Genomic DNA, 18,922 nt, shown 5'->3' with positions numbered 1-18,922 from the left:
GACCTGACCTGGCTGATGTTTTACTATTGTGCTCATAAATTCTTTCAGGAGTACCACATGTTCAAGGTGGTGCTGAACAAGCCCTACATGGAAAAAGCGATGTTGCGTCACAACCTCTCGCGCAAGCTCCTGGCCAAGAAGATCGGGATTACGTCGAGTTACCTATGCCGAATTCTGAGCGGCAAGCAGGCCCCGACAGCCGCGGTACGCCAGCAACTGCTCGACTACTTCAAAGGCAGCTCGTTCGACGACCTGTTCACCATCCAGGAAAACGGGGCTGGCGATGACGATTGAAACCGATAGGGAAGACTTTGAGAACGGCCTGCGCATCTGGGCCCGCATGATCGCAAGGGCTCACCTGAGGGATTTAGCCAGAACGAGAGAAATCAACACGGAGGGAGAAGGAAATGCCGATCAAGGGAATCACCGGGGTCATCAGGTTGCCGAGGCTGGGCAAAATCAGGCTAGGGCTGACGAAGGAGTCTAGCGAAGGCTTCTCCTATCCAGTCCCGACCGACTACTTCGTCTGCCCGGACGAGGTGAAGAAGGTCTTTGGGCAATGCCCGACCGAGCTTTCGGTCATGCTGCCGACCGAAAACCCCAACCAATGGGCGAGTCAGTACCTCAGGTGCTACTCAGCCTATCGCGGCCTCATCTGCCGCGGCGACGGCGAGACGGCGGTGGCCAGGGTGAACTTGAAAACCGGCCAGATCGCCACCCACGAGGATGCCGAGACCGAACTAAGGGAAATCGCCTGCAGCCCGAAGTCATGCCACCACTACGAGACCGGCCGCTGCAAGCGGGTGATGAACCTCCAGTTCCTCATCCCCGACTGCCCGGGCATCGGCGTCTATCAACTCGACACCGGCTCGTATCATTCCATCCTCAACGTCAACAACAGCCTCGACCTTATAAAGAGCGCCTGCGGCCGGTTGTCGATGATCCCTCTTTCTTTAAGGCTCATCGAGAAAGAGGTCGACGTCGAGGGAAGGAAGAAAACGGTCCGTGTACTGCTATTGACCTCGCATTCTACCCTCTCCGAGATCCAGAAGCTCGCTCAACTACCGCCGAGCGAGGTGCTGCTCCTGCCGCCGCCCGACAGCGCGGCGCCGGACGATCTTTTTCCCGAAGAGACGATCAACATCAATAAAGAGAACGTCAGGCTCGAAGACGGCGTTACCGAGCGCGACCTCATCAGGCTCTGGGACAAAGCCAAGAGCAAGGTGTGGCAGCTCGACATCCGGGAACACCAGCTCAGGCAGTGGTTTAGCAAGCACTGCAACATCGATGTCGAGATACGGGACTTCAACTGGCCGCTCCCGCCGGCAAAATTCAGCGCCGAAGCCCTCAACCGATTCCTGAAAGCTGTCGACCGCGACGCCGCTTGCTAATCAATCATGGCCATGAAAGACATGAGCGGCGAAAAGACCGCTAGCGGAGGCGTGTTCTCCGAGGCCGTGCCGGAGCTTCTGGAAAGTCACCTGAAGCATCTTCTGGAAGAAACCGGCCTCGACCTCGACATCATCCGGGAGCGGAAATACCGGAGCATCGTGTGCAAAGCCGAGCTGGGGAGGTTCGGCTTTGCACCGGCTCAGCAGCGCGTGCCAGGTCTTTTGATTCCCTTATGGGGCGTCGATGGGCAGCCGGCCGGCTACCAGTTCAGGTCCGATAACCCTCGCACCAATAATCAGGGCAAAGCGGTGAAGTACGAACTGCCGGCCGGTTCGTCAAACCGGCTCGACTGCCCGCCGCGCTGCCAGAAGGCCCTCGGCAACCCCAAGGTCCCCCTCTGGATCACCGAAGGCTCAAAGAAAGCCGATGCCCTCGCTGGCCGCGGTGCCTGCGCCATATCGGTCACCGGCGTCTGGGGCTTCAAGGGCAAGAACGAGTTCGGCGGCGTCACGCTCCTGGCTGACTGGGATCACATCGCCCTGAAGGACCGGCAGGTATATCTGGCCTTCGATTCCGACATCGCGACAAAGGAGCCGGTGAAAAAGGCATTGTCGCACATCGCCGAACACCTCCGGCGCAAGGATGCGAGCCTTCACATCGTCCAGTTGCCCCAACTGGAAGGCCAGCAAAAAACTGGGATCGACGACTACCTGCTCAAGCATTCCCTCGCCGATGCCGAAAAGCTCGTCGGGGAGTTTAAGCTGGAAGAAGAAGACAAGGAGCACTATGTCTCCGGCTTCGTCCTCCGCGACGGCACGGTCGGCGAGATGGTGGTCGATGAGGATGAGCGATACTTCATGGTTTCGGTGAACGGCGCCGTCAGAAAGGCTTACCAACACGAGACGCCGAAGGTGACTTACCTGCCGACCCAGGACATGCTGGTCGGCCACGTGGTGCATTTTGCCCCAACGGCCGCGCCATACGATTCGCAGGCTCGACTTTTCAGCGAAATCCAAAGGTTCATTCATTACTACCTGGAGCTCCCATCCGACTTCGAGGAGATTGCCTCTCTGTATGTCCTATTAAGCTGGGTGTACGAGTTCGCCCCGTCGATTCCGTATCTTCGGGTGATCGGCGACTGGGGCACCGGCAAGACGCGCTTTCTGCAGGTGGTCGGCAGCATTTGTTTCCGGCCGATGTTCGCCTCCGGGGCCACCACGCCGTCGCCGATCTTTCGCATCCTGGAGCAGTTCCGGGGGACGCTTGTCCTGGATGAGGCCGATTTCAAAGATTCGACCGCCTGGGCGGAGATGGTCAAACTTCTAAACAACGGCTATCGGCCGGGCATGCCGGTCTTACGGGCCGACAAGGAAAACGGCAAATGGTTTCCCCGGGGCTACCAGGTATTCGGCCCGAAACTTTTGTCGACAAGATTTCCTTTTGCCGACGAAGCTCTGGAGAGCCGCTGCCTCACCTCCGAGATGATGCCGCTTTCCCGCGACGACATTCCCCGGGTGCTTCCGGCATCTTTCGACAAAGAGGTCGGGATCCTGCGCTCAAAGCTCTTGACCTTTCGTCTTCACAATCTTTGCCGCCTCAGGGGCAAGACCTTCGGCAACGAACTGCTCGAACCGAATCTTCAACCGCGCCTTCAGGAGATACTCATTCCCATGAAGGCCATGCTTAACGGCGATCACGCCATGGCCGAGGCGCTGGGCAGCTTCGTTCACCGGCTGCAGGAATCACTCTATGCCAGGCGCCGGGAGAGCGATGCCGGACGGGTGCTTTCGGCCATGATCGAGCTCGTTGGAGAGGGCGGCGAGCTAACATCGAGGAGCATCGCCACGCGGGCTAACCGGCTCGATGAAGAGGCGTCCGAGCTGACGGCGGAGCGGGTGGGTCATCTGACCAAGAGACTCGGCTTTGCCAAGGATCGGGTCGGTAAAGGCCGCCAGAGGCTGATCCGCTGGGAGCCTGAGCGGGCTCAAAGGATCGCCTCGATGTACGGCATGAAACAGGATATCCCCGTATCCCCTGAAAAACCGTCCGCTCCGTCCGAACCGTCCGCTTCAGATACAAATTCGGCGGACGGTTTTGAAGACGGTTTTTCAAACCGTCCGCCGGCTGAAGCTAAATCCCCTGATTTGGCGGACGGTTTGGCCGAGAGCCCTACAAACCGTCCGCCAAGCTCCAAAGCTAAGCTCAATCGTGAGGCGGACAGTGCGGACGGTTCGGACGGTTTGGGCGGGTATAAGAGGGGCATCGATATTGATGATGGACAAGAAGAGTCTTCGATGAGGGTGAAATGAGAAAAAGGAGATCGCTCTACGACTGCAACCATGCCCGGGTGCTGGGGCAGCGCATTTATTGCCGCAGGGGCTACCCGCTGTCATTCAAGGCGGGAACCGGCAGCCTGGACTTAAAACGCCTCGCCCGCGGCGAACCCCTGGTGCTCGACATCTGCCAGGCCTGCCCTGACTGCGACAAGCTGACCCCAACCATTTCCCAGGAAGACCGCGGCTGGCTGAAACCGAAAGGAGGCAAGAAGTGATCGATTTTCTGGGAAGGCTCTATGAAAGCCTGTGGCGCCGGGTGGGCGGCCGGCCGTGGACTGAGATTATCCGGGACGACCAGAAGAAATCGCCTCTCGTCTTCATGATCATCTTCCTCGGCTTGGGGATGATGCTTTTTAAGTTCGGTGGCAAATACTGGTGGCAGATCCTCTTCGGCTTCTTCCTGGGCATCTTATGCGGTCATTTCTGGTGGTAATCATGGAAGAGCGTTTCAACCGTATCAAACGGATGCAGCAGAACCTGGCGTACGAGCTTCAGGCTTTCATGGCTGACCTCTTTACCAATGCCGCGGACCCGGCCGTCATCATCGGTTTCGCCCAGAGGCTCGGGATGGACATTTCGGCGGCTGAAAGAGTTGTGCCGCCCCCTCAGCCGGCTTTCGACCCCTACCGCATTCTCGGTTGCGACCGGTCTATGCCGCAAGAGCAGGTGAGGCGGCGTTATCTCGATCTTCTGCGGAAGCTCCATCCAGACACCGCCGGCATCAAGGGTACCGAGTATCTGACGCAAATGGTAACGGAGGCCTTCAAGAAAATCTCCGCCGAAAGGAGGTGGTAGCGATGAAGGACGACAACACCCTGGAGTTGCTTTCGGAGATCGCACGGTTTGAAGACTCGGTCGACATGGACAAGGACTACCGCATCGGCTGGGGCTGGCGGCAGGTCCGCATCTGGCCAGCGACGCTCTCCCGGCTTTTCAAGGACGGCTACCTCGAAAACGTCTTCCGCTCCAACTCCCATACCGGTTACCGGTTGAGCGAAATGGGCAGAAGCCTTCTTTCAGCCGAAAACGCACCGCCCCAGACGCGCCAGGAGCCAAAACCAGCCGAGACCGACTCTCTTTTCGGGGACATCATCGGCCATGACGGCGTAAAAGAGCTTCTGAGGGCCTCGCTCCTTGCCGAAAAGCCGGTGCACGTGCTCCTCACCGGTCCGCCGGCGCTGGCCAAGACGCTGTTTCTGTGGGACATCGAAAGGGCGGGCGGCGAGAAAGCCATCTGGCTAGTGGGATCAGCCACTTCGAAGGCCGGGCTATGGGACCTGGTGGCCGAGCGGGAGCCGGGGATTCTTCTTATTGATGAGATCGACAAGATGAACTCCGCCGACACCGCGGCGCTTCTCACTATGATGGAAGGCGGGCGATTGGTGCGAGCCAAAAGAGGCCGTGAGCTCAACCTGAGTAATCCCATTCGAGTGATTGCCGCATCCAACAGAAGCGAAAAACTGTCGCCGGAGCTGAGGTCGCGGTTTGCCATCCGGCAGCTCTTTCCTTACGGCCGGGCGGAATATCTCACTGTGGTACAGGGCGTGCTGGTGCGATGCGAAGGCTTAAGTGCCGAGCTTGCCGTAGAGATCGCCGGCCGCCTAGACGGCCTCACCCAGAACGTCCGAGATGCCATAAGGGTAGCGCGCCTCGCCCCTCAACTCGGCGTAGAAAAGGCAATCAAATTACTTTTGGAAGGAGGAACAAAATGAGTTCTGGGCGACTCGCCGGACGATGGGGAGGGGGTGACCCCCTGGGGAGAAGAATCCGGGATATGAAGTCAATTTCGGGTATTCACAGGCGGGTATTTACAGCGGGTATTTACACTGTAGTCACGGCCTGTACGTTCCACAGGATGGTTCGTTGACTTTTTACCCGGCGCGGCGCCGGTCACAGGAGGCAGGAAGTGTACACATGCAAGATCTGCAACAGGAAGTTTAAATCGATTAAGGCCCTCGGCGGTCATACGTCGGGCGCCCATCCGGTGAATAAGGATGAACAGCCCATGAGCGAAAACCAGGCCCCCGAACAGGTGGAAGTAAAGGTCGATGAAGAAAGCATCGCCGCCGAGATCCGGGAGTACCTGGGCCAGGGTTACAGCTTCGAGCAACTCACCAAAGACCTTCATTTCAAAGAAAGAACGGTCCGCCAGGAACTGGCCAAGATGATCCCGGCAGCCGACGCCCAATCAAGCGCCCTGCCGGCGACGTACAAGCAGAGCGAGGTCATCTCCCCGGAGGCGGTCCTGCGCCGATACATGGGCGACAGCTACGAAGAGGAATGCGAGCTCCGGGGCATGATGAAGCTCCGGTCGTCAATGCTTCTTGTGATGGAGCTGGCCCAGATCCAAAAGACGCAGGCTGAAGCCGAAGCCAAACGCTTCGAGCCGCTTCTTCGGATGCTGAACGCCTCTCGTGAGGAACTCGATGCCGCGGCGGCCAGGGCCCGGGGCGCCAGTTCGGAAATGGCCAGGGAAGCGGCCCAGGAGGCGGTCGGCGGTGTCTTGGGCTACATCGAGGAGAAGTTGCCCAAGGGACCGCCGCCGAAGACGGTCGATGAGGCCTACGCCAAAAGGATCGACAAGGTGATGGACATGGTGTGGGGCATGATGGAGCAGCAGATGTTCCCGGGCCGGGGTGGCGGTGGCGTACCGGAAGGCTGGGAGACAGAACAACAGAAAGGAGGCATGTAATGTTTAATCCGGGAATGGCCGGCATCAGCCGGCAGCAAATGGAACAGGCCCAGGAGGTCGGGCGCCATATGGGCATGGAGATCACCAAGCGCCGGAAGGAAGGCCGGCTCGAGGTCAGGTTCTATCTCCTGGACCCGAATGAGAAACTCGACCTTGGCGAGCCGGTGGATAAACTCTGCGAGCAATTGGCCTGGGGCTTTTCCACGATGTTCGGCATCAAAGGCAAGATCATCAATGTGGAATAACTACATTACCTTGCTCGCTATCGCTGCGCTCCTGAGGGCTGATTACGAGATGCGAAGACCGCCGGAGGAGGCGTCTCCTCCGGCGGCTGCTCAATCTCGAAGTGAAGACATGCTGGCAGCTAAATGGAGGGATTGGGCGGCAAAGGCGGTGAGGCGTTACGCCGAAGCTCAAGAAAAGAAGTGGCGTAATTGGAATCAAGCCATGTTTGAGGTAAAATGACCGCATTTACGTTTCATGATGTACCGAAAACTGACTTAGCTATGGCAAAAATTGAGATTACAGTACCGGGCATTAAAAAAGCCCTGAGCGATTACAATTACTGTAAAGCGTTAGCAGAGTTCATTTGGAATGGCTTTGATGCCAAAGCCACTTCTGTAGATTTGTCTTTTGTTTGTAACGAAATTGGGAACATTGCTTCTCTTTCGATAAAAGACAATGGATATGGAATTCCCTATGATCGTTTGCCATCGAAATTCGTTCCGTTTTATGAATCAGAAAAACTTGCCTCGACGATGCAGGCGCAGCTTACGTCAGCTGTGCATGGGAAAAACGGCGTTGGCCGGCTTACATTTTTTCATTTTGCCTTCAAAGCCACATGGGATACAGTCTACCAATCGGAAGGTCATAATTATCAATACCGGATAGAGACGAACGCGAATAAGTTAAACCATTATGATTCGACGCCCCCTAAAGAAGTAGAGGATTTGCCAGGAACGACAGTTACGTTTGATGGTATCAAAAATATAACCGCCTATAATTTTGAGACCGATATTAAGGAATTTTTAAAAAGAGAATTTGGGTGGTTCTTAGAATTAAATCAATCCAAATGTTATTGCTTAAGTATTAATGGAAAGGCTTTAGACTACAGCTCGATTATCGGCGATAAAGGTGTGTTTTGCCAAACATATCAATCCACCGGCTTGGTCTTTGAAATCAAGTATATTCAATGGAATACCCGTATCAATGACGAATTTTCCAGATACTACTTTATCGATTCCAAGGAAAATGAAGTTTTCAAAGAAACGACAACGCTGAATAACAAATCCGATCATTACTATCACAGTGTGTTTGTTAAAAGTGAATTATTCGACAATTTTATTATTAATACAGATGAGACAATACCCCAAAACCAGCTCTTTGGGCATTCAAAGAAGGATGACGAATACAAATATATAAAGACAGAAATTGACAAGCTTCTTAGAAAGAAACGAAAACCATTTCTATCAGAATATGCTGACAAGCTTGTTATTGACCTAGAATCTGAGCAGGTGTTCCCAAAATGCAACTCCGACAATCTTTGGGAGAGAGCCCGAAGAGATGAGCTCAAAAATGTGGTTAAAGGCATATTTCAGATTGAACCCAAAATATTTTCTAATCTTAATCAAGAACAAAAAAAGACAATGTTCGGTCTTCTGGACCTGATTATCGATGCGGATGAAAAAGACAAGTTGTTTCAGATTCTCGAAGGAATAGTAAGCCTTGATTCTGATGAAAGGAAGGATTTCGCGGATCTCCTAAAAGCGACTCGGCTCTCAAGTATTATTTCCACTATCCGGCTAATCGAGGATCGTTATAGGACCATTGAAGACTTAAAGCAACTTGTTTTTAATCCCGCACTTCACGCCAATGAAAAAGATCACATACAAGCGGTAGTTGAAAAGCATTATTGGCTTTTTGGTGAGCAATACCACTTAGTTGCTGCGGCAGAGACAAAATTCGAAGAGGCTTTGAGACGGTATATTTATTATTTACGAGGTGAAAAGAAACCTGTTCAAATTGATCACGTAGATAAGAACAGGGAGATGGATATATTTGCAGTGCGTCAGGACTATCAGCACGATATTATTAACAACATTGTTGTAGAATTGAAACATCCTTCTATAAAGTTAGGTAAGAAGGAATTGGATCAAGTCGATACGTACTTGAACGTAATTATTAACGAACCGATGTTTAATGGATCAAATATGCATTGGGAATTCTATCTGATCGGTAACTGTTTTGATGGCTCAGGTCACATTGAGAGACAATTCGAGAATGCTCAATCACATGGCGAAAAATCTCTCGTATTCAAAAATAACCGGTACAGAATCTATGTGAAAAAGTGGAGTGAAATATTTACCGAATTCGATCTTCACCATAGATTTATTAGTGAGAAGCTCGAACTCGAAAGAGACAAACTCGTTACAAACAATGATGAGGCCAATGCCATCGTTAAGAGACAAAAAAGAAGTTCATCTGTACAACCACCCGTGGTTTGCATCCCCAAAGCCTAACCACTCCATAACAATACAAGAAATTAGTTGGCCTTTATCGGGTGACTAGCAATTAAAGCTAAAATACCCTCACCCTATTGACAGGCCAATTACAGCCTGTATAATCTGAAACCGTAAGCCTCGTGAGCTTGCCGGAAAAACCCGGCTCACGAGGCTCGTTGTTTTTCACGGCAGCTCATAGGCTTCGATAAGGGGTCAGCACTCTGGATCGGTAAAGTTCAGGCTGACCCCTTTGCCTTTCCGACCAGGGTGCACCCCGAAAATTGTCCCGGCCGCGAACGGACCGAGACTAAATAGGAGGTGCCCGTATGGGTAAGTACGCCAGCTGGAACGACCTGGAAAAGAATGTCCCCGTCGCCTATCAGGAGAAAGCCACCCCCGAAGCCTTCCGCACCGGCATGAACGGCATCGCGCCGTCCGGCCTCAAGGTCAAGGAAGGCCGGGTAAGCCATTATCGCGACGGCGTCGACGGCAAGGGTCCGGTCATGGTTAGCGGCTACAAGCGCGCCATGTTCGAGTAGCGCCACCTTCGCCTGATGCCCTCCCCTGGAGGCTGGTTTTGAATCCCTCACCGCCGTCGCGGCGGCGGTGAGGGATGTAGCCCGGGGGAGACGGCATCAGGCCAGCGCATGAAGATCAACCGAAAGCAGTAAGGAGAAAGCGATGTACAGGACACAGCAAATCAGCGGGCCGTTCGCACCGGGCCAGGCGGGTCCGATGCAGGTGGCCGGACCTTCGGCCTACTACCCGAGCCAGACCACCGATCCCTTCTCGGGGATGTTTTCCGCCATGATGCCGATGATCATGATGGTGATGATGATGGCTATCATCATGCCCATGATGAAGGGCGTCACGTCCAAGGACTGAACCAAAACGAAAGCTAACGTAGGAGGTAGCTAGAAAATGTATCCCGCGCAGCAGTTCAATACCCAGCAGATCCGCCCGCAGCAGTACCAGTACGGCACCGTCGGCGGCTACTATCCCCTTCAGACCACCGACATGACCGGCATGTTCTCGGCGATGATGCCGATGATCATGATGGTGATGATGATGGCCATCCTGATGCCGATGATGAAGGGCATCACTTCAAAGTCCTAGGCGAGCCCGTTAGACAGGAGGAATGAAATTCATGACGAAAGAGAATATCCCGCAGCAATACCCGGGTTATCCCGGGGCGCGGCCTCCCAAGGGCTGGGTGCCCCCGCTGGGGCAGTCGCTTGCCTTAATCGGCGTTTACGACAACGAGTCCGGCGCCTGGATGGGCTTGCCGCTCCAGGTCCTTCGCGAGGCCCTGCTTAACGCTGAAGCCATCCATACCGAGGACAGGATCGACGAGCGCGATAAGGTCGAGGTGACAGTACCTGACGCATCCGCCCAGGACACGGTGAAGACCGTCGAGCTGGAAGTGCCGGCTGGCGAGGTGTGGTTCTTGAACCGCCTCAACCTCGTCACCGAGGCCGAGGTCTCCGGCAACATCCGCGTCTCGAAGTTCCCGAAGACGGACGCCATTGACAAGAAGTACCTGGGCACCGACCAGGCGGCAGGCGGTAACACCAACTATGACCTGTCCGCGGCCGGGCAGCTCGGCGCCGATCTCCGGCTTGTTGGCGGCGACAAGTTGACGGTGATCGCCACGGTGACCGCCGCCGGCGGTACCACCGCGGCTCGAAAGGTGACCCTCAGTCCGTACGGCCGCAAGGCCAGGCGGCTGGTCTAAGCGTAGGGAGGCTTCCCATGCCCTATGCGATGGTGCCGCCGGGCTACCGGGCGATACCTCTGGGAATTGCCGGCAGCATTGAAGGACTGGGCGCCTTCGCCCCGCTCGAAGAGAGCTCAGACGAAGGCGCTCTTTTCTTAGCCCGGCTCGATTTCGAGGATTTTCCTTCGGCCGAGACTTTAGCAGAGATAGAGCAGGCTTTTACCAATGCCGGCGTCGAGCACTGGTCCGGCAACAGCTATATCGTCCATGCCGATCCCGATAAACCTGCCGTCTATCTCGCCTGGCAGAAGGGTATGGCCTGGCTGCCAATTATCGCCGGCATCATCGGCTTCATCGCCCTGCCGCCGCTGGTCGGCACCGTCATCTGGTGGCTCATCCCGGAAGACGTGAAAAATCTCATCAGCAGGCTCATCAACATGGGCATGATGCTTCTGGTCATGTTCATCCTGATGCAGGTGATGAAGCCGCTAACGTCCCCTTCAAAACCCAAGAAACTGCCCGAGGCTAAATCGTGACCAGCTATCCCGCAGAGTACAACAACTATCAGCCGATGTTCTGGCAATCGGCGTTTTCGGCCGTTATCGGCGTCGCCATGATGGTCGCCCTGGGTGCCTGGGCTCTGTCCACGGTGAGAAAAGCCCTCAAGGGCGAGGACGTGGAGTTCCCTCTATGAGCCAAGCGTCATCGGTTATGGGTGGAGCGCTGGGCGACGTCTTCTGGGACCTGCCGCCGTGGCTTTACTATACCCCGGGCTACGACCTCGGCCTTTCCGTCTATGTGGCCAATCCCACGGACGTCGACAAAGAGTATGCCCTCTTAGCCCGGCTGTCACGGGATGCAACCCAGATCAGCGAAGAAGCCCTGCCGGTCTTCGGTTACACCTGGTTCAAAGTCGAGCCGGGGGATGTCGCCAGGCTTAAAGGCGCTTTGCGCTTTTCCGAGACCAACGCGGTCCTGACGCTGCTTCTACACGAGAAAGACACTGGCGAGGTCATCGACTCGGTGGCCACCATGCTGGTATCTCCGGCCAGCTCAGTTCTGCCGCCAGCCTGGCCGGGAGCGCCGGTGAACACCGGCACGAATGGCTTCGATTGGACCTCGCTCCTTGGCTTCATGCTGCCGGTTATGATGCTCGGCATGGTTGCATCGGCGATGAAGCCCAAAAAGGATGAAACCAAACGCCTTGAGCCGGGAAGAGAGCCGGTGAAACAGTTGCCGCCAGGGAGGGGAAGCTGATGCCAGGCGAGTTCTACGTCGAGGACAGCAAAACAAAGGTCTCCCTGAAGGCCATAGAAGCGGCCGTTGCCAGCCTGGAAGCGAAACTGGAGGTGGTGAGAAACCAGACCGACAAGCTTGCCGGCGAGGTGCCTTACGTTGGTTTCGCCGTCGCCGACTGGCAAGCCGCCGAAAGCAACCTGATCGTTGTCGGTGCGCCCGGCGCGAAATACAAGCTGCACGACCTTTCGCTCGGCATCCAGAACCTCACCGGAACCCAGGTAACGGTCCGGCTGTACAAGAAGATAAACGGCGTGGAGCGAAGAGTTTACGAGCAGTCTTTCGATGCCGCCGCCGACGGGTCGGGACTGCCGATAGTGAACGGAAGTTGGGCGATCCACGACACACTAAGGGTGACCGTCCAGAGCAACGACCCGGCCGACAACGGCAAGGCGGTCGACTACGACTTTCTGCTGGAGGCGATGTAGGTGAGCCTTTTCGTAAGGGCGAAATCGGGAGTATCCAGGCTTTCCGAGATCGAGATCGATACCGACAAGGACTGGGGCGGCAAGCTCATCCGCAACCTCGGCGGAATCGGCACGTCGATGCAACCGGGCGACATTATTTATCGGGGTAACGCCGTATTCGAAAGACTGCCCCTGGAGTACGGCAACGGCTACAACGTCCTTAAAGCCTTGAATCACGGATCGGGACGGCCGGGCTGGCTCGACATCCAGGAGCTCATTATCTACATGACCGGCGCCGTGAACCGTGTCGCGTCCCTGCCACTCCTGGTCATGCCGAGACCGTCAATGGCTCTATTAACAGCCGAGGACCACTCCGGGGGCTCCTTTACGGCCGGGAAGGCGCTTTCTATTGCGGCGCCAGGTATCGCGGTGTCGCACGAAGCCAATGTCGATTTGGCTCAAAGCAGAGCCATGGCGCTCGTTGTCCCGGCGCCGAGCATCGGCGTGACAGCACAACTTGTTTAGGAGAAAAACGAAAATGAACGAACGATTCTACATTGAGGACCCAAAACTTGAAACCAAGTACCGCCGCTTTGAAAAGCTGGGCACCGAGCTCAAGCTGCCCGTTTTCAAGACCTTCCTCGAAATGGAGGTCCGGGACGGGGACGGCAAAACCATCCATGCCCACAAGCAGCGGAGCCATTCCTGGAACCGCAACGCCTATAACTTCCTCTTTTCCCAGATGGCCGCCTATGGCCTAACTGGGACCAACCTGTTCGAAGCCGGCGCGATATCCCTCAAGTGGACGAGCGGTAGTGTCTATCCCAATGGATCCGGCTGGGGCTTGAACCAGGTCGCTGGCTTGGATGAAGGCGTTAATGTTAATGACCGCTCGACCAATACCGGGTTTCTGGCCACGGCCGGCGCAACGGATAAAGGCATCATCGTCGGCACCAATAACTTTCCCGAATCGTTCGATGGATACGTCCTGGGGGCTCCGATCGCCAATGGCTCCGGGGCCGGGCAGATGGACTATGCCCAGTCGGACCTCCACTCGATTACTTATGATGCGCCAACCAAGACCCTCACCGATACCCTGATCCGTTACATCAATAACAACTCCGGCGCCGCCATCGATGTGAACGAGGTCGGACTGTACGGCAAGGTCAAGTTCGCCTCGGCCGGGACCGGCACTATCATGTTCTCCCGTGACCTCCTGGCATCCACGGTAAACGTGCCTAGCACCGGCCAGCTCAAGGTGACCTACACCATCCAGCTCGCCTATCCGGCGTAAGGAGATGACATGCGCTACGCTCTTGTTTCCAAAGGACTATCAATCGATCGGATCGAAGAAGAAGCCAGGAAGGCTGGCGCCCGGAACCTGAAAAAGGCGGAGGTCATCGGCCAGGTCTTCTGTGAATTGGACCAATCCCAGGCCGAGAAACTGGCCGCGGTCCCGGGTCTGGTGCTTAAGCCCCTCAAGGAATACGGCACCAGTCAGATGGCCGCCCAGGCGCCGCCGGCCGAAAGCATCTCGGACGTCTTCTATCTCCTGCGGAGCTATTTCGCTCCGCCGATCACCGGCACCGGCCTAACCGTGGCAGTTTTAGATAGCGGCGTCCGTAAGACCCACCGGTCGCTTCAGGACAAGGTGGTCTACGAGGCCAACTTCACCGATTCGCCGACTGCTGCCGATGTCTTCGGCCACGGCACCCAGGTGGCCTTCACCGTGGCCGGCGGAATGCACGCCCTGGGCGCGAATGCCGGTGTCTCACCCGGCGCCTCCATCATGAACATCAAGGTCATCGGCGACGAGGGTATCGCCTCGGACGAAGCCATCGTGCTCGGCATCGACCGGGTGTGCGACCTTGCCGAGCAGGCAAGGACATCCGGGCTTTTGCCGACCGATGAAATGTATCCCAATGTCGTCAACCTCTCGCTCGGTGGCGAGGACGACGGTGACCCCGATAATCCGGTCCGGGTGGCCTGCCGCATGGCAAGCGTCGAATACGGCCTGGACGTCATCGCCGCGGCAGGTAACACCGGCCCCAAGATGACGACGGTGATGCTGCCGGCCTGCGAGCCGGAGGTCATCGCTGTAGGCGCTGTGGAGACGTTAGGCGAGCTTCTTGTCTGGGAGAGATCCTCGCGCGGCCCGACTGTCCAGGGCGAGACCAAGCCGGATTTCGTCATCTGGGGCACCAACCTCGAAATGGCCTCCGATAAAAACGACGAGGGCTTCCTGGTGAAGTCGGGAACGAGCTTTGCGGCGCCGATGCTTTCAGGTCTCACTGGGCTTCTCTGGGAAAGCGGCCGCAGAGCCTACGGCGAGGGCTGGGGCTACCGCTGGACGGCGGCCAGGGAAGTGGCGCCGTATTTTTCGACCAAGCCGCAGGATGCGCCTCTCGGCAAGGACAATGCCTACGGCTACGGCCTGCCGGCCATGGGCGCCATGCTCGGCCAGGTGATGAGTAATGCTTCACCCAGCGCTCAGACAGCGGAAATGGTTCAAATGATGACCGCCATGATGATGATGGCCGGTGTAATGGGAGCGATATAGATGAACAAGGGAATGATTGCGGCTATCGTCATCGAGCTCGTGGGCATCGGCGCCACCGGCGTCGGTATCGGCATCGAGCTGGCCAGTTCCGTCGATTTCGGCCTGGTGGTGACCACCAGCGGCAGTTGCCTCATCGCCATGGGCGGTGTCATCTGGGGCAAGTTCATCTGCATCAACCGGAAGAAGGACTGACGCCGATGGAAAGATTGTATATCGCCCTGGCAGCCCTACTCGGCGGTGCTGTCGCCGCGGCCCTCGGCTGGCTGGAAAGCAAAGAGGCCTTCGACTTGCGGAAGTTCGGCAGCTCTATCTTCCGGTCGCTGATCGCCGGGATGGTGCTGGCGCTTAGTTCGAGCCTCGCCGGTCCGGTCGACGTCGCCGCGCTTTTGTATGCTTTCCTGGGCGGCGCCGGGGTCGACGTCATCGGCAACAGGCTCTCCGGCAACTTCGGCAACGGCAGTTTCCCGCTGGCTCGGGAAGCTCCGGAGGATTCCGAGGAGAGCTAAATGGCGCAGTACGCCGATATCATCTCCATCGATGCCCCGTCCGAAGCCGCCTCCAGCAGCCGGGTGGATCTCACCATCCGGGTGAAGAACACCTATTCAGCGCCGATCGGCATGAAGGTCGCGGCGACGCTGGAATATGACGCTCCGCCCTACCCGGGCGCCGTTATCCCGGTTGACTGGGTCAACGTCGATGCTCAGGCTACCTGGCCGTTTTCCGGCTATTTCTACATGCCCGGACAGAAGCTAACCGTTCGCGCTAAAAGCTTCTGGTACGGCGCCGACGGAGTGTGGTATGCCGATGACGAGATGACGAAGACCGTGAATCTCGCTTCGGTCGGTTCGCCGAATATTTCGGACTTTCGCATCGCCGATTTCGCTAAAGCATAGGAGGTTATCATGGCTCTCAAGAAACTGGAACTCGAACTGAAACCGTTTACCGCTCAGGGAGAAAGCGCAATTGCCCTCGCCGAAGATCCGGCATTGCCCGGCTGGTATGTCGATCCAGTAACCGGGCAGCGCGTCTTTTTCGATCCGGTGGCCGGCAAATTCTTCACCGTCGCGGGCGGCGTCTACATCCCCCTCGGCTACATGAACCCGGCGCCGAAGCAGGTGGCTGTCGCCCCTGGCGATCGGCTCATGGTTTCGATCTCGTTCAAGTACACCGGACCGGCAATCTCCGGCGTCACCGGCTACTACTGCATCGGGACGAACGGCATGTTCGGTTTTGACGAAAAGCTGGTGCAGCTGACGACCTTCAGCATCCCTCAGGTGACTTCTCCGCCGTCGTATCCCAACGTCACCAACTCTTTCACCTTCACCATCCCGTCAAACGTCGACACCAACTGGGACGACATCTATGTGAAGATCTTCGGCGGCACGCCGTCCATCGGCGGCCAGGCGACGACGAACTACCTTTTCGGCTATGAAAATGCTCTTTTGGTCGCCGGCATCCAGCCGACAATCTCGGAGTTCAAGATCTCGGACTTCGCCAAGGTGTAGGAGAGAGCCGTGGTTCTCGATATCGTCTTTGCGCCGATGGCGCTTTCGCCGACTACCTTCAATGCCGGGGACACTGTCCGGGTGACGGTGTCCTTCAAGTACGTCGTAGGCGTGACGAAGACGGTGAAGCTCCTGGCCGGTCCTTATTCGACTAATCTTTTTGGGAAACACATGGTGGATGCCTGTGTCGGTCAAGCCGACCTCTCCCTTCCGGCCAGCTCGACCCCGGCAGGAGGGACCGGCTCGGTCGACTTCCTGCTGGTGCCCAAGAGAAGCGGCGGCATCGACGACGGCACCTTCGGCCTTCGCGTTTGGATCGAAGACACCAACGCCGTAGCCGAGCAGGACGCCGTCATTATCGTCGCCGGCAATTCTTCGGGCGGCGACATGCTCTCCGGGATGATGCCGATGCTGATGATGCTTCTTATGATGGGCATGATCTTGTCTATGACACAAAATCTGGGTGAGGAGTCGGGATAGTGGGCAAGGCTTACCTGGAACCAGACGACGTGGCCAAGCTCGAAGACGCAGCGCAGTACCTCCGGGACCGGCTGCTCATCCGGCTCTTGTTTCACCTCGGCTGCCGCGTCTCCGAGGCCCTCGCCCTCCGGCTCAAGGATATCGACATCAGACGCGGCACGGCGACCATCGAGCACCTGAAGTCTCGGATCCTGTTGTCCTGCCCCGGCTGCAGCGCGCGCCTGGGCAAAGGCCATAGATTTTGTCCGGGGTGCGGGCAACATGTCGAGAAGGCGGTCGCCCAAGAGAAAGAGCATCACCGTTACCGGACGATTCCGGTGGACGAAATGACAATGTCTTTGCTCAAAGAATACATCGGCCGTGGCGGCGCTGTAGAGAGGAACGGTGAAACGCACCTTTTCGACCTGCGGCGTAACCGCGCCTGGCAGATCGTGAAAGAGTGCGCCGAGCGCGCCCGTCTCCCCCGACTGGTGAACGCCGAGAGCGGGAAGACCCACAACGTCTCTCCCCACCGGCTGCGGGATGCCTTCGCCGTTCACGCGGTCAAGGCGAACGATTCGGGCGACGGTCTCCGGCTGCTGCAGGAGCACCTGGGGCATCGGAGCATCGTCACCACCATGAAGTACCGGAAGGTGTCGGGCGAGGAACAGAAAGAATGGTATCAGAGGCTCTGGAGTTAGCGTGTGGAAGATGGATTCGAAGACGAGATGCTGGCTTTCATGATGAAGGCGATTATCGTGTCGGGCTGCGTTTTCGCTCTCTGGCCGGTGCTTTCAAAGTCATTTTCAGCGTCCAGGGCGGAAACGCCGCTATCCGGCCGGCTCTATCTTGACCCCGATACCGGGAATTACTGGGTTTATGTACCGGAGGAGGAAAAATCATGACCTGGAAGAAGATCCTGCTTGAGGGAGAAGTCGCTGTCCTCTCCGACACCGCGCCTGTGGACACCGATTTCGCCGCCGCTCTGGCCGGCGTGGCGGCGGCCGCATCGCGACAGGACCATAAGCATGACGTGCCGGAGGCCCTTGTAGGCGACCTCGCGGCGGTTGACGGCCAGGCAGCGGCAGTTGGCGTGGCCAACAAGTTCGTTAGAGCCGACCACCGGCATCCCCTGGGGCCTCTTCAGGCAAGTCTCAACTGCAACCAGAAAGAGCTCATCGGACCGGTGGTACATGTGGCGGCGGCTGCCCCTAACAGCGGCACTGAAGTCGAGGGCCAGATCTACTATAACTCCACAGCCGGAGATAAGCACCCCTATATCTGGGTGCCATAAGGAGGACAGATGAAAACCAAGGACCTGCTGGAACAGTTCGAAAAAACCTACCGAGACGAAAAGCTGAAAGAGGCGGAAGCCCTCCACAATGCCATCGCCGGGTTGCTCTCTGAGCACAAGGCTGAAATCCAGACGGTGCTGTATGTCCTCGACATGGTCCGGTTTGAACTCTTAGAGGAAAGGTACCGCAGCCTCTTTGCTGCCGATGCGAAACCGGGGGAAATGCGCGACGGTGCGCCGCAGTGAGCTGGAAGAAAATGCTCCTCGACGGCGATGCAGGCGGCGGCGCAGTCCTTGAGGGGACGGTCGATGTCAACCCGCCGAGCATCGCCAAAGCCTCGACGCTGAACATCGACGTCGCCGTCGCTGGGATAACTCCCGGGCACACGGTCTTTGCCCAGTGCCAGTCCGACCTGGAAACAGGCTTAAGCTGCATCGCCGTTTACTCTCCGGCTAACGACGTTCTCAGGATCAGGATCAGCAATTGGTCGTCGTCGGCCATCGACGGGGCGCAAAGGACTTGGGCTTACCAGGCTTATTCATGACTATGGCTTGGAAAATTGCCAGGCTGAAACCTGAAGTCGTGGAAGAGACGATGCTCCTTACGGGAGGCTGTACCCGTTGTTATCAGTGCTGCATTTGCTGGATATACGAGCTTCCCAACGGTAGCGCGGAGGCGCCGCCGAGAAAAGGCTGGTGCCCTCATTTAGACTTGGAAAAGAAAGCCTGCCGGATTTGGGGAGACCGTCCCGAGGGCTGTTGG

At 56.8% G+C, this 18,922-nt stretch carries 32 protein-coding genes and 1 pseudogene; all 33 read left to right on the top strand.

Going from position 1 to position 18,922, the window contains the following annotated elements:
• Window positions 1-57: 57 nt before the first annotated feature.
• The 33 genes and pseudogenes from DEALK_RS03455 to DEALK_RS03300 all read left to right on the top strand — a co-directional run bounded on the left by DEALK_RS03455 (window position 58) and on the right by DEALK_RS03300 (window position 18,704).
• The gene (locus DEALK_RS03455) at window positions 58-294 is read left to right on the top strand and encodes a helix-turn-helix domain-containing protein (RefSeq protein WP_058438739.1); all 237 of its coding nucleotides are present in this window, start codon (window positions 58-60) and stop codon (window positions 292-294) included.
• A gap of 113 nt (window positions 295-407) precedes the next feature.
• A complete protein-coding gene (locus DEALK_RS03450; RefSeq protein ID WP_058438737.1) occupies window positions 408-1,391 on the top strand; it encodes a recombination directionality factor in 984 nt (327 codons plus the stop codon).
• A gap of 6 nt (window positions 1,392-1,397) precedes the next feature.
• A complete protein-coding gene (locus DEALK_RS03445; protein WP_244881575.1) occupies window positions 1,398-3,701 on the top strand; it encodes a DUF3854 domain-containing protein in 2,304 nt (767 codons plus the stop codon).
• Window positions 3,698-3,943 carry a hypothetical protein gene (locus DEALK_RS03440; protein WP_058438735.1) on the top strand — a complete coding sequence of 82 codons (246 nt, stop codon included), beginning with the start codon at window positions 3,698-3,700 and terminating at the stop codon, window positions 3,941-3,943. The genes DEALK_RS03445 and DEALK_RS03440 overlap by 4 nt, the downstream gene beginning before the upstream one ends.
• A complete protein-coding gene (locus DEALK_RS03435; RefSeq protein ID WP_058438733.1) occupies window positions 3,940-4,161 on the top strand; it encodes a hypothetical protein in 222 nt (73 codons plus the stop codon). The genes DEALK_RS03440 and DEALK_RS03435 overlap by 4 nt, the downstream gene beginning before the upstream one ends.
• The gene (locus DEALK_RS03430) at window positions 4,140-4,523 is read left to right on the top strand and encodes a J domain-containing protein (protein ID WP_083496332.1); all 384 of its coding nucleotides are present in this window, start codon (window positions 4,140-4,142) and stop codon (window positions 4,521-4,523) included. The genes DEALK_RS03435 and DEALK_RS03430 overlap by 22 nt, the downstream gene beginning before the upstream one ends.
• 2 nt (window positions 4,524-4,525) lie before the next feature.
• Entirely contained in the window at window positions 4,526-5,440 is a 915-nt protein-coding gene (locus tag DEALK_RS03425; RefSeq protein WP_058438724.1) for an ATP-binding protein, read from the top strand.
• Window positions 5,441-5,634: 194 nt separating this feature from the next.
• Window positions 5,635-5,694, top strand: a pseudogene (locus DEALK_RS10415) (C2H2-type zinc finger protein); the annotation flags it as partial.
• Between the two features lie 39 nt (window positions 5,695-5,733).
• On the top strand, window positions 5,734-6,420 hold the full coding sequence (locus DEALK_RS03420) for a hypothetical protein (RefSeq protein ID WP_244881574.1): 687 nt from the start codon (window positions 5,734-5,736) through the stop codon (window positions 6,418-6,420).
• Complete coding sequence (locus DEALK_RS03415) at window positions 6,420-6,665, top strand: hypothetical protein (RefSeq protein ID WP_058438719.1); 246 nt, start codon at window positions 6,420-6,422, stop codon at window positions 6,663-6,665. Before DEALK_RS03420 ends, DEALK_RS03415 begins: the two co-directional genes overlap by 1 nt.
• Entirely contained in the window at window positions 6,655-6,885 is a 231-nt protein-coding gene (locus DEALK_RS03410; RefSeq protein WP_058438717.1) for a hypothetical protein, read from the top strand. The genes DEALK_RS03415 and DEALK_RS03410 overlap by 11 nt, the downstream gene beginning before the upstream one ends.
• A complete protein-coding gene (locus DEALK_RS03405; RefSeq protein ID WP_058438715.1) occupies window positions 6,882-8,939 on the top strand; it encodes an ATP-binding protein in 2,058 nt (685 codons plus the stop codon). Before DEALK_RS03410 ends, DEALK_RS03405 begins: the two co-directional genes overlap by 4 nt.
• Window positions 8,940-9,247: 308 nt before the next feature.
• On the top strand, window positions 9,248-9,460 hold the full coding sequence (locus DEALK_RS03400) for a hypothetical protein (RefSeq protein WP_058438714.1): 213 nt from the start codon (window positions 9,248-9,250) through the stop codon (window positions 9,458-9,460).
• A 142-nt stretch (window positions 9,461-9,602) separates the two neighbouring features.
• Window positions 9,603-9,806: a hypothetical protein gene (locus DEALK_RS03395; protein WP_058438706.1), complete on the top strand. Its 204-nt coding sequence runs from the start codon at window positions 9,603-9,605 to the stop codon at window positions 9,804-9,806.
• A 36-nt stretch (window positions 9,807-9,842) separates the two neighbouring features.
• Window positions 9,843-10,037, top strand: a complete 195-nt coding sequence (locus DEALK_RS03390; protein ID WP_058438703.1) for a hypothetical protein — start codon at window positions 9,843-9,845, stop codon at window positions 10,035-10,037.
• Between the two features lie 31 nt (window positions 10,038-10,068).
• Window positions 10,069-10,656, top strand: coding sequence for a hypothetical protein (locus DEALK_RS03385; RefSeq protein WP_058440026.1), 588 nt, complete (start codon window positions 10,069-10,071; stop codon window positions 10,654-10,656).
• Between the two features lie 17 nt (window positions 10,657-10,673).
• Window positions 10,674-11,174 (top strand): hypothetical protein, encoded by a 501-nt coding sequence (locus tag DEALK_RS03380; RefSeq protein ID WP_058438702.1) that lies wholly within the window; start codon window positions 10,674-10,676, stop codon window positions 11,172-11,174.
• On the top strand, window positions 11,171-11,332 hold the full coding sequence (locus tag DEALK_RS03375) for a hypothetical protein (RefSeq protein ID WP_058438694.1): 162 nt from the start codon (window positions 11,171-11,173) through the stop codon (window positions 11,330-11,332). The genes DEALK_RS03380 and DEALK_RS03375 overlap by 4 nt, the downstream gene beginning before the upstream one ends.
• A complete protein-coding gene (locus DEALK_RS03370; protein ID WP_058438691.1) occupies window positions 11,329-11,895 on the top strand; it encodes a hypothetical protein in 567 nt (188 codons plus the stop codon). The genes DEALK_RS03375 and DEALK_RS03370 overlap by 4 nt, the downstream gene beginning before the upstream one ends.
• Entirely contained in the window at window positions 11,895-12,362 is a 468-nt protein-coding gene (locus DEALK_RS03365; protein WP_058438689.1) for a hypothetical protein, read from the top strand. Before DEALK_RS03370 ends, DEALK_RS03365 begins: the two co-directional genes overlap by 1 nt.
• Window positions 12,363-12,866: a hypothetical protein gene (locus tag DEALK_RS03360; protein ID WP_058438687.1), complete on the top strand. Its 504-nt coding sequence runs from the start codon at window positions 12,363-12,365 to the stop codon at window positions 12,864-12,866.
• A 13-nt stretch (window positions 12,867-12,879) separates the two neighbouring features.
• Window positions 12,880-13,635: a hypothetical protein gene (locus tag DEALK_RS03355; RefSeq protein ID WP_058438685.1), complete on the top strand. Its 756-nt coding sequence runs from the start codon at window positions 12,880-12,882 to the stop codon at window positions 13,633-13,635.
• A 9-nt stretch (window positions 13,636-13,644) separates the two neighbouring features.
• Window positions 13,645-14,901, top strand: coding sequence for a S8 family serine peptidase (locus DEALK_RS03350; protein WP_058438683.1), 1,257 nt, complete (start codon window positions 13,645-13,647; stop codon window positions 14,899-14,901).
• Window positions 14,902-15,093, top strand: a complete 192-nt coding sequence (locus tag DEALK_RS03345; protein ID WP_058438681.1) for a hypothetical protein — start codon at window positions 14,902-14,904, stop codon at window positions 15,091-15,093. It abuts the gene before it with no gap.
• Window positions 15,094-15,098: 5 nt separating this feature from the next.
• Window positions 15,099-15,407, top strand: a complete 309-nt coding sequence (locus DEALK_RS03340; RefSeq protein ID WP_058438679.1) for a hypothetical protein — start codon at window positions 15,099-15,101, stop codon at window positions 15,405-15,407.
• Entirely contained in the window at window positions 15,408-15,794 is a 387-nt protein-coding gene (locus DEALK_RS03335) for a hypothetical protein (RefSeq protein WP_058438677.1), read from the top strand.
• A gap of 9 nt (window positions 15,795-15,803) precedes the next feature.
• Window positions 15,804-16,406, top strand: a complete 603-nt coding sequence (locus DEALK_RS03330) for a hypothetical protein (RefSeq protein ID WP_058438675.1) — start codon at window positions 15,804-15,806, stop codon at window positions 16,404-16,406.
• Window positions 16,407-16,415: 9 nt separating this feature from the next.
• On the top strand, window positions 16,416-16,886 hold the full coding sequence (locus DEALK_RS03325; RefSeq protein WP_058438673.1) for a hypothetical protein: 471 nt from the start codon (window positions 16,416-16,418) through the stop codon (window positions 16,884-16,886).
• Complete coding sequence (locus DEALK_RS03320) at window positions 16,886-17,566, top strand: tyrosine-type recombinase/integrase (protein ID WP_058438670.1); 681 nt, start codon at window positions 16,886-16,888, stop codon at window positions 17,564-17,566. Before DEALK_RS03325 ends, DEALK_RS03320 begins: the two co-directional genes overlap by 1 nt.
• A gap of 3 nt (window positions 17,567-17,569) precedes the next feature.
• On the top strand, window positions 17,570-17,770 hold the full coding sequence (locus tag DEALK_RS03315; RefSeq protein WP_058438668.1) for a hypothetical protein: 201 nt from the start codon (window positions 17,570-17,572) through the stop codon (window positions 17,768-17,770).
• Window positions 17,767-18,159 (top strand): hypothetical protein, encoded by a 393-nt coding sequence (locus tag DEALK_RS03310; RefSeq protein WP_058438666.1) that lies wholly within the window; start codon window positions 17,767-17,769, stop codon window positions 18,157-18,159. Before DEALK_RS03315 ends, DEALK_RS03310 begins: the two co-directional genes overlap by 4 nt.
• A 9-nt stretch (window positions 18,160-18,168) precedes the next feature.
• Window positions 18,169-18,405 (top strand): hypothetical protein, encoded by a 237-nt coding sequence (locus DEALK_RS03305; protein WP_058438664.1) that lies wholly within the window; start codon window positions 18,169-18,171, stop codon window positions 18,403-18,405.
• Window positions 18,402-18,704, top strand: a complete 303-nt coding sequence (locus tag DEALK_RS03300; protein ID WP_058438662.1) for a hypothetical protein — start codon at window positions 18,402-18,404, stop codon at window positions 18,702-18,704. Before DEALK_RS03305 ends, DEALK_RS03300 begins: the two co-directional genes overlap by 4 nt.
• The last annotated feature ends 218 nt before the right edge of the window (window positions 18,705-18,922 follow it).

Origin of the sequence: Dehalogenimonas alkenigignens (assembly GCF_001466665.1) — a bacterium.
Taxonomy (GTDB): domain Bacteria; phylum Chloroflexota; class Dehalococcoidia; order Dehalococcoidales; family Dehalococcoidaceae; genus Dehalogenimonas; species Dehalogenimonas alkenigignens.
The sequence above is the reverse complement of the archived record's forward strand: the minus strand, read 5'-3'. Positions and strand labels throughout refer to the sequence as shown.

What these genes read in the sequence shown, in the direction of transcription:
- DEALK_RS03455 (WP_058438739.1), top strand. Translation starts at nt 58, where the DNA reads ATGTTCAAGGTGGTGCTGAACAAGCCCTACATGGAAAAAGCGATGTTG.
- DEALK_RS03450 (WP_058438737.1), top strand. Translation starts at nt 408, where the DNA reads ATGCCGATCAAGGGAATCACCGGGGTCATCAGGTTGCCGAGGCTGGGC.
- DEALK_RS03445 (WP_244881575.1), top strand. Translation starts at nt 1,398, where the DNA reads ATGGCCATGAAAGACATGAGCGGCGAAAAGACCGCTAGCGGAGGCGTG.
- DEALK_RS03440 (WP_058438735.1), top strand. Translation starts at nt 3,698, where the DNA reads ATGAGAAAAAGGAGATCGCTCTACGACTGCAACCATGCCCGGGTGCTG.
- DEALK_RS03430 (WP_083496332.1), top strand. Translation starts at nt 4,140, where the DNA reads ATGCGGTCATTTCTGGTGGTAATCATGGAAGAGCGTTTCAACCGTATC.
- DEALK_RS03425 (WP_058438724.1), top strand. Translation starts at nt 4,526, where the DNA reads ATGAAGGACGACAACACCCTGGAGTTGCTTTCGGAGATCGCACGGTTT.
- DEALK_RS03420 (WP_244881574.1), top strand. Translation starts at nt 5,734, where the DNA reads ATGAGCGAAAACCAGGCCCCCGAACAGGTGGAAGTAAAGGTCGATGAA.
- DEALK_RS03415 (WP_058438719.1), top strand. Translation starts at nt 6,420, where the DNA reads ATGTTTAATCCGGGAATGGCCGGCATCAGCCGGCAGCAAATGGAACAG.
- DEALK_RS03410 (WP_058438717.1), top strand. Translation starts at nt 6,655, where the DNA reads ATGTGGAATAACTACATTACCTTGCTCGCTATCGCTGCGCTCCTGAGG.
- DEALK_RS03405 (WP_058438715.1), top strand. Translation starts at nt 6,882, where the DNA reads ATGACCGCATTTACGTTTCATGATGTACCGAAAACTGACTTAGCTATG.
- DEALK_RS03400 (WP_058438714.1), top strand. Translation starts at nt 9,248, where the DNA reads ATGGGTAAGTACGCCAGCTGGAACGACCTGGAAAAGAATGTCCCCGTC.
- DEALK_RS03395 (WP_058438706.1), top strand. Translation starts at nt 9,603, where the DNA reads ATGTACAGGACACAGCAAATCAGCGGGCCGTTCGCACCGGGCCAGGCG.
- DEALK_RS03390 (WP_058438703.1), top strand. Translation starts at nt 9,843, where the DNA reads ATGTATCCCGCGCAGCAGTTCAATACCCAGCAGATCCGCCCGCAGCAG.
- DEALK_RS03385 (WP_058440026.1), top strand. Translation starts at nt 10,069, where the DNA reads ATGACGAAAGAGAATATCCCGCAGCAATACCCGGGTTATCCCGGGGCG.
- DEALK_RS03380 (WP_058438702.1), top strand. Translation starts at nt 10,674, where the DNA reads ATGCCCTATGCGATGGTGCCGCCGGGCTACCGGGCGATACCTCTGGGA.
- DEALK_RS03370 (WP_058438691.1), top strand. Translation starts at nt 11,329, where the DNA reads ATGAGCCAAGCGTCATCGGTTATGGGTGGAGCGCTGGGCGACGTCTTC.
- DEALK_RS03365 (WP_058438689.1), top strand. Translation starts at nt 11,895, where the DNA reads ATGCCAGGCGAGTTCTACGTCGAGGACAGCAAAACAAAGGTCTCCCTG.
- DEALK_RS03355 (WP_058438685.1), top strand. Translation starts at nt 12,880, where the DNA reads ATGAACGAACGATTCTACATTGAGGACCCAAAACTTGAAACCAAGTAC.
- DEALK_RS03350 (WP_058438683.1), top strand. Translation starts at nt 13,645, where the DNA reads ATGCGCTACGCTCTTGTTTCCAAAGGACTATCAATCGATCGGATCGAA.
- DEALK_RS03345 (WP_058438681.1), top strand. Translation starts at nt 14,902, where the DNA reads ATGAACAAGGGAATGATTGCGGCTATCGTCATCGAGCTCGTGGGCATC.
- DEALK_RS03340 (WP_058438679.1), top strand. Translation starts at nt 15,099, where the DNA reads ATGGAAAGATTGTATATCGCCCTGGCAGCCCTACTCGGCGGTGCTGTC.
- DEALK_RS03335 (WP_058438677.1), top strand. Translation starts at nt 15,408, where the DNA reads ATGGCGCAGTACGCCGATATCATCTCCATCGATGCCCCGTCCGAAGCC.
- DEALK_RS03330 (WP_058438675.1), top strand. Translation starts at nt 15,804, where the DNA reads ATGGCTCTCAAGAAACTGGAACTCGAACTGAAACCGTTTACCGCTCAG.
- DEALK_RS03310 (WP_058438666.1), top strand. Translation starts at nt 17,767, where the DNA reads ATGACCTGGAAGAAGATCCTGCTTGAGGGAGAAGTCGCTGTCCTCTCC.
- DEALK_RS03305 (WP_058438664.1), top strand. Translation starts at nt 18,169, where the DNA reads ATGAAAACCAAGGACCTGCTGGAACAGTTCGAAAAAACCTACCGAGAC.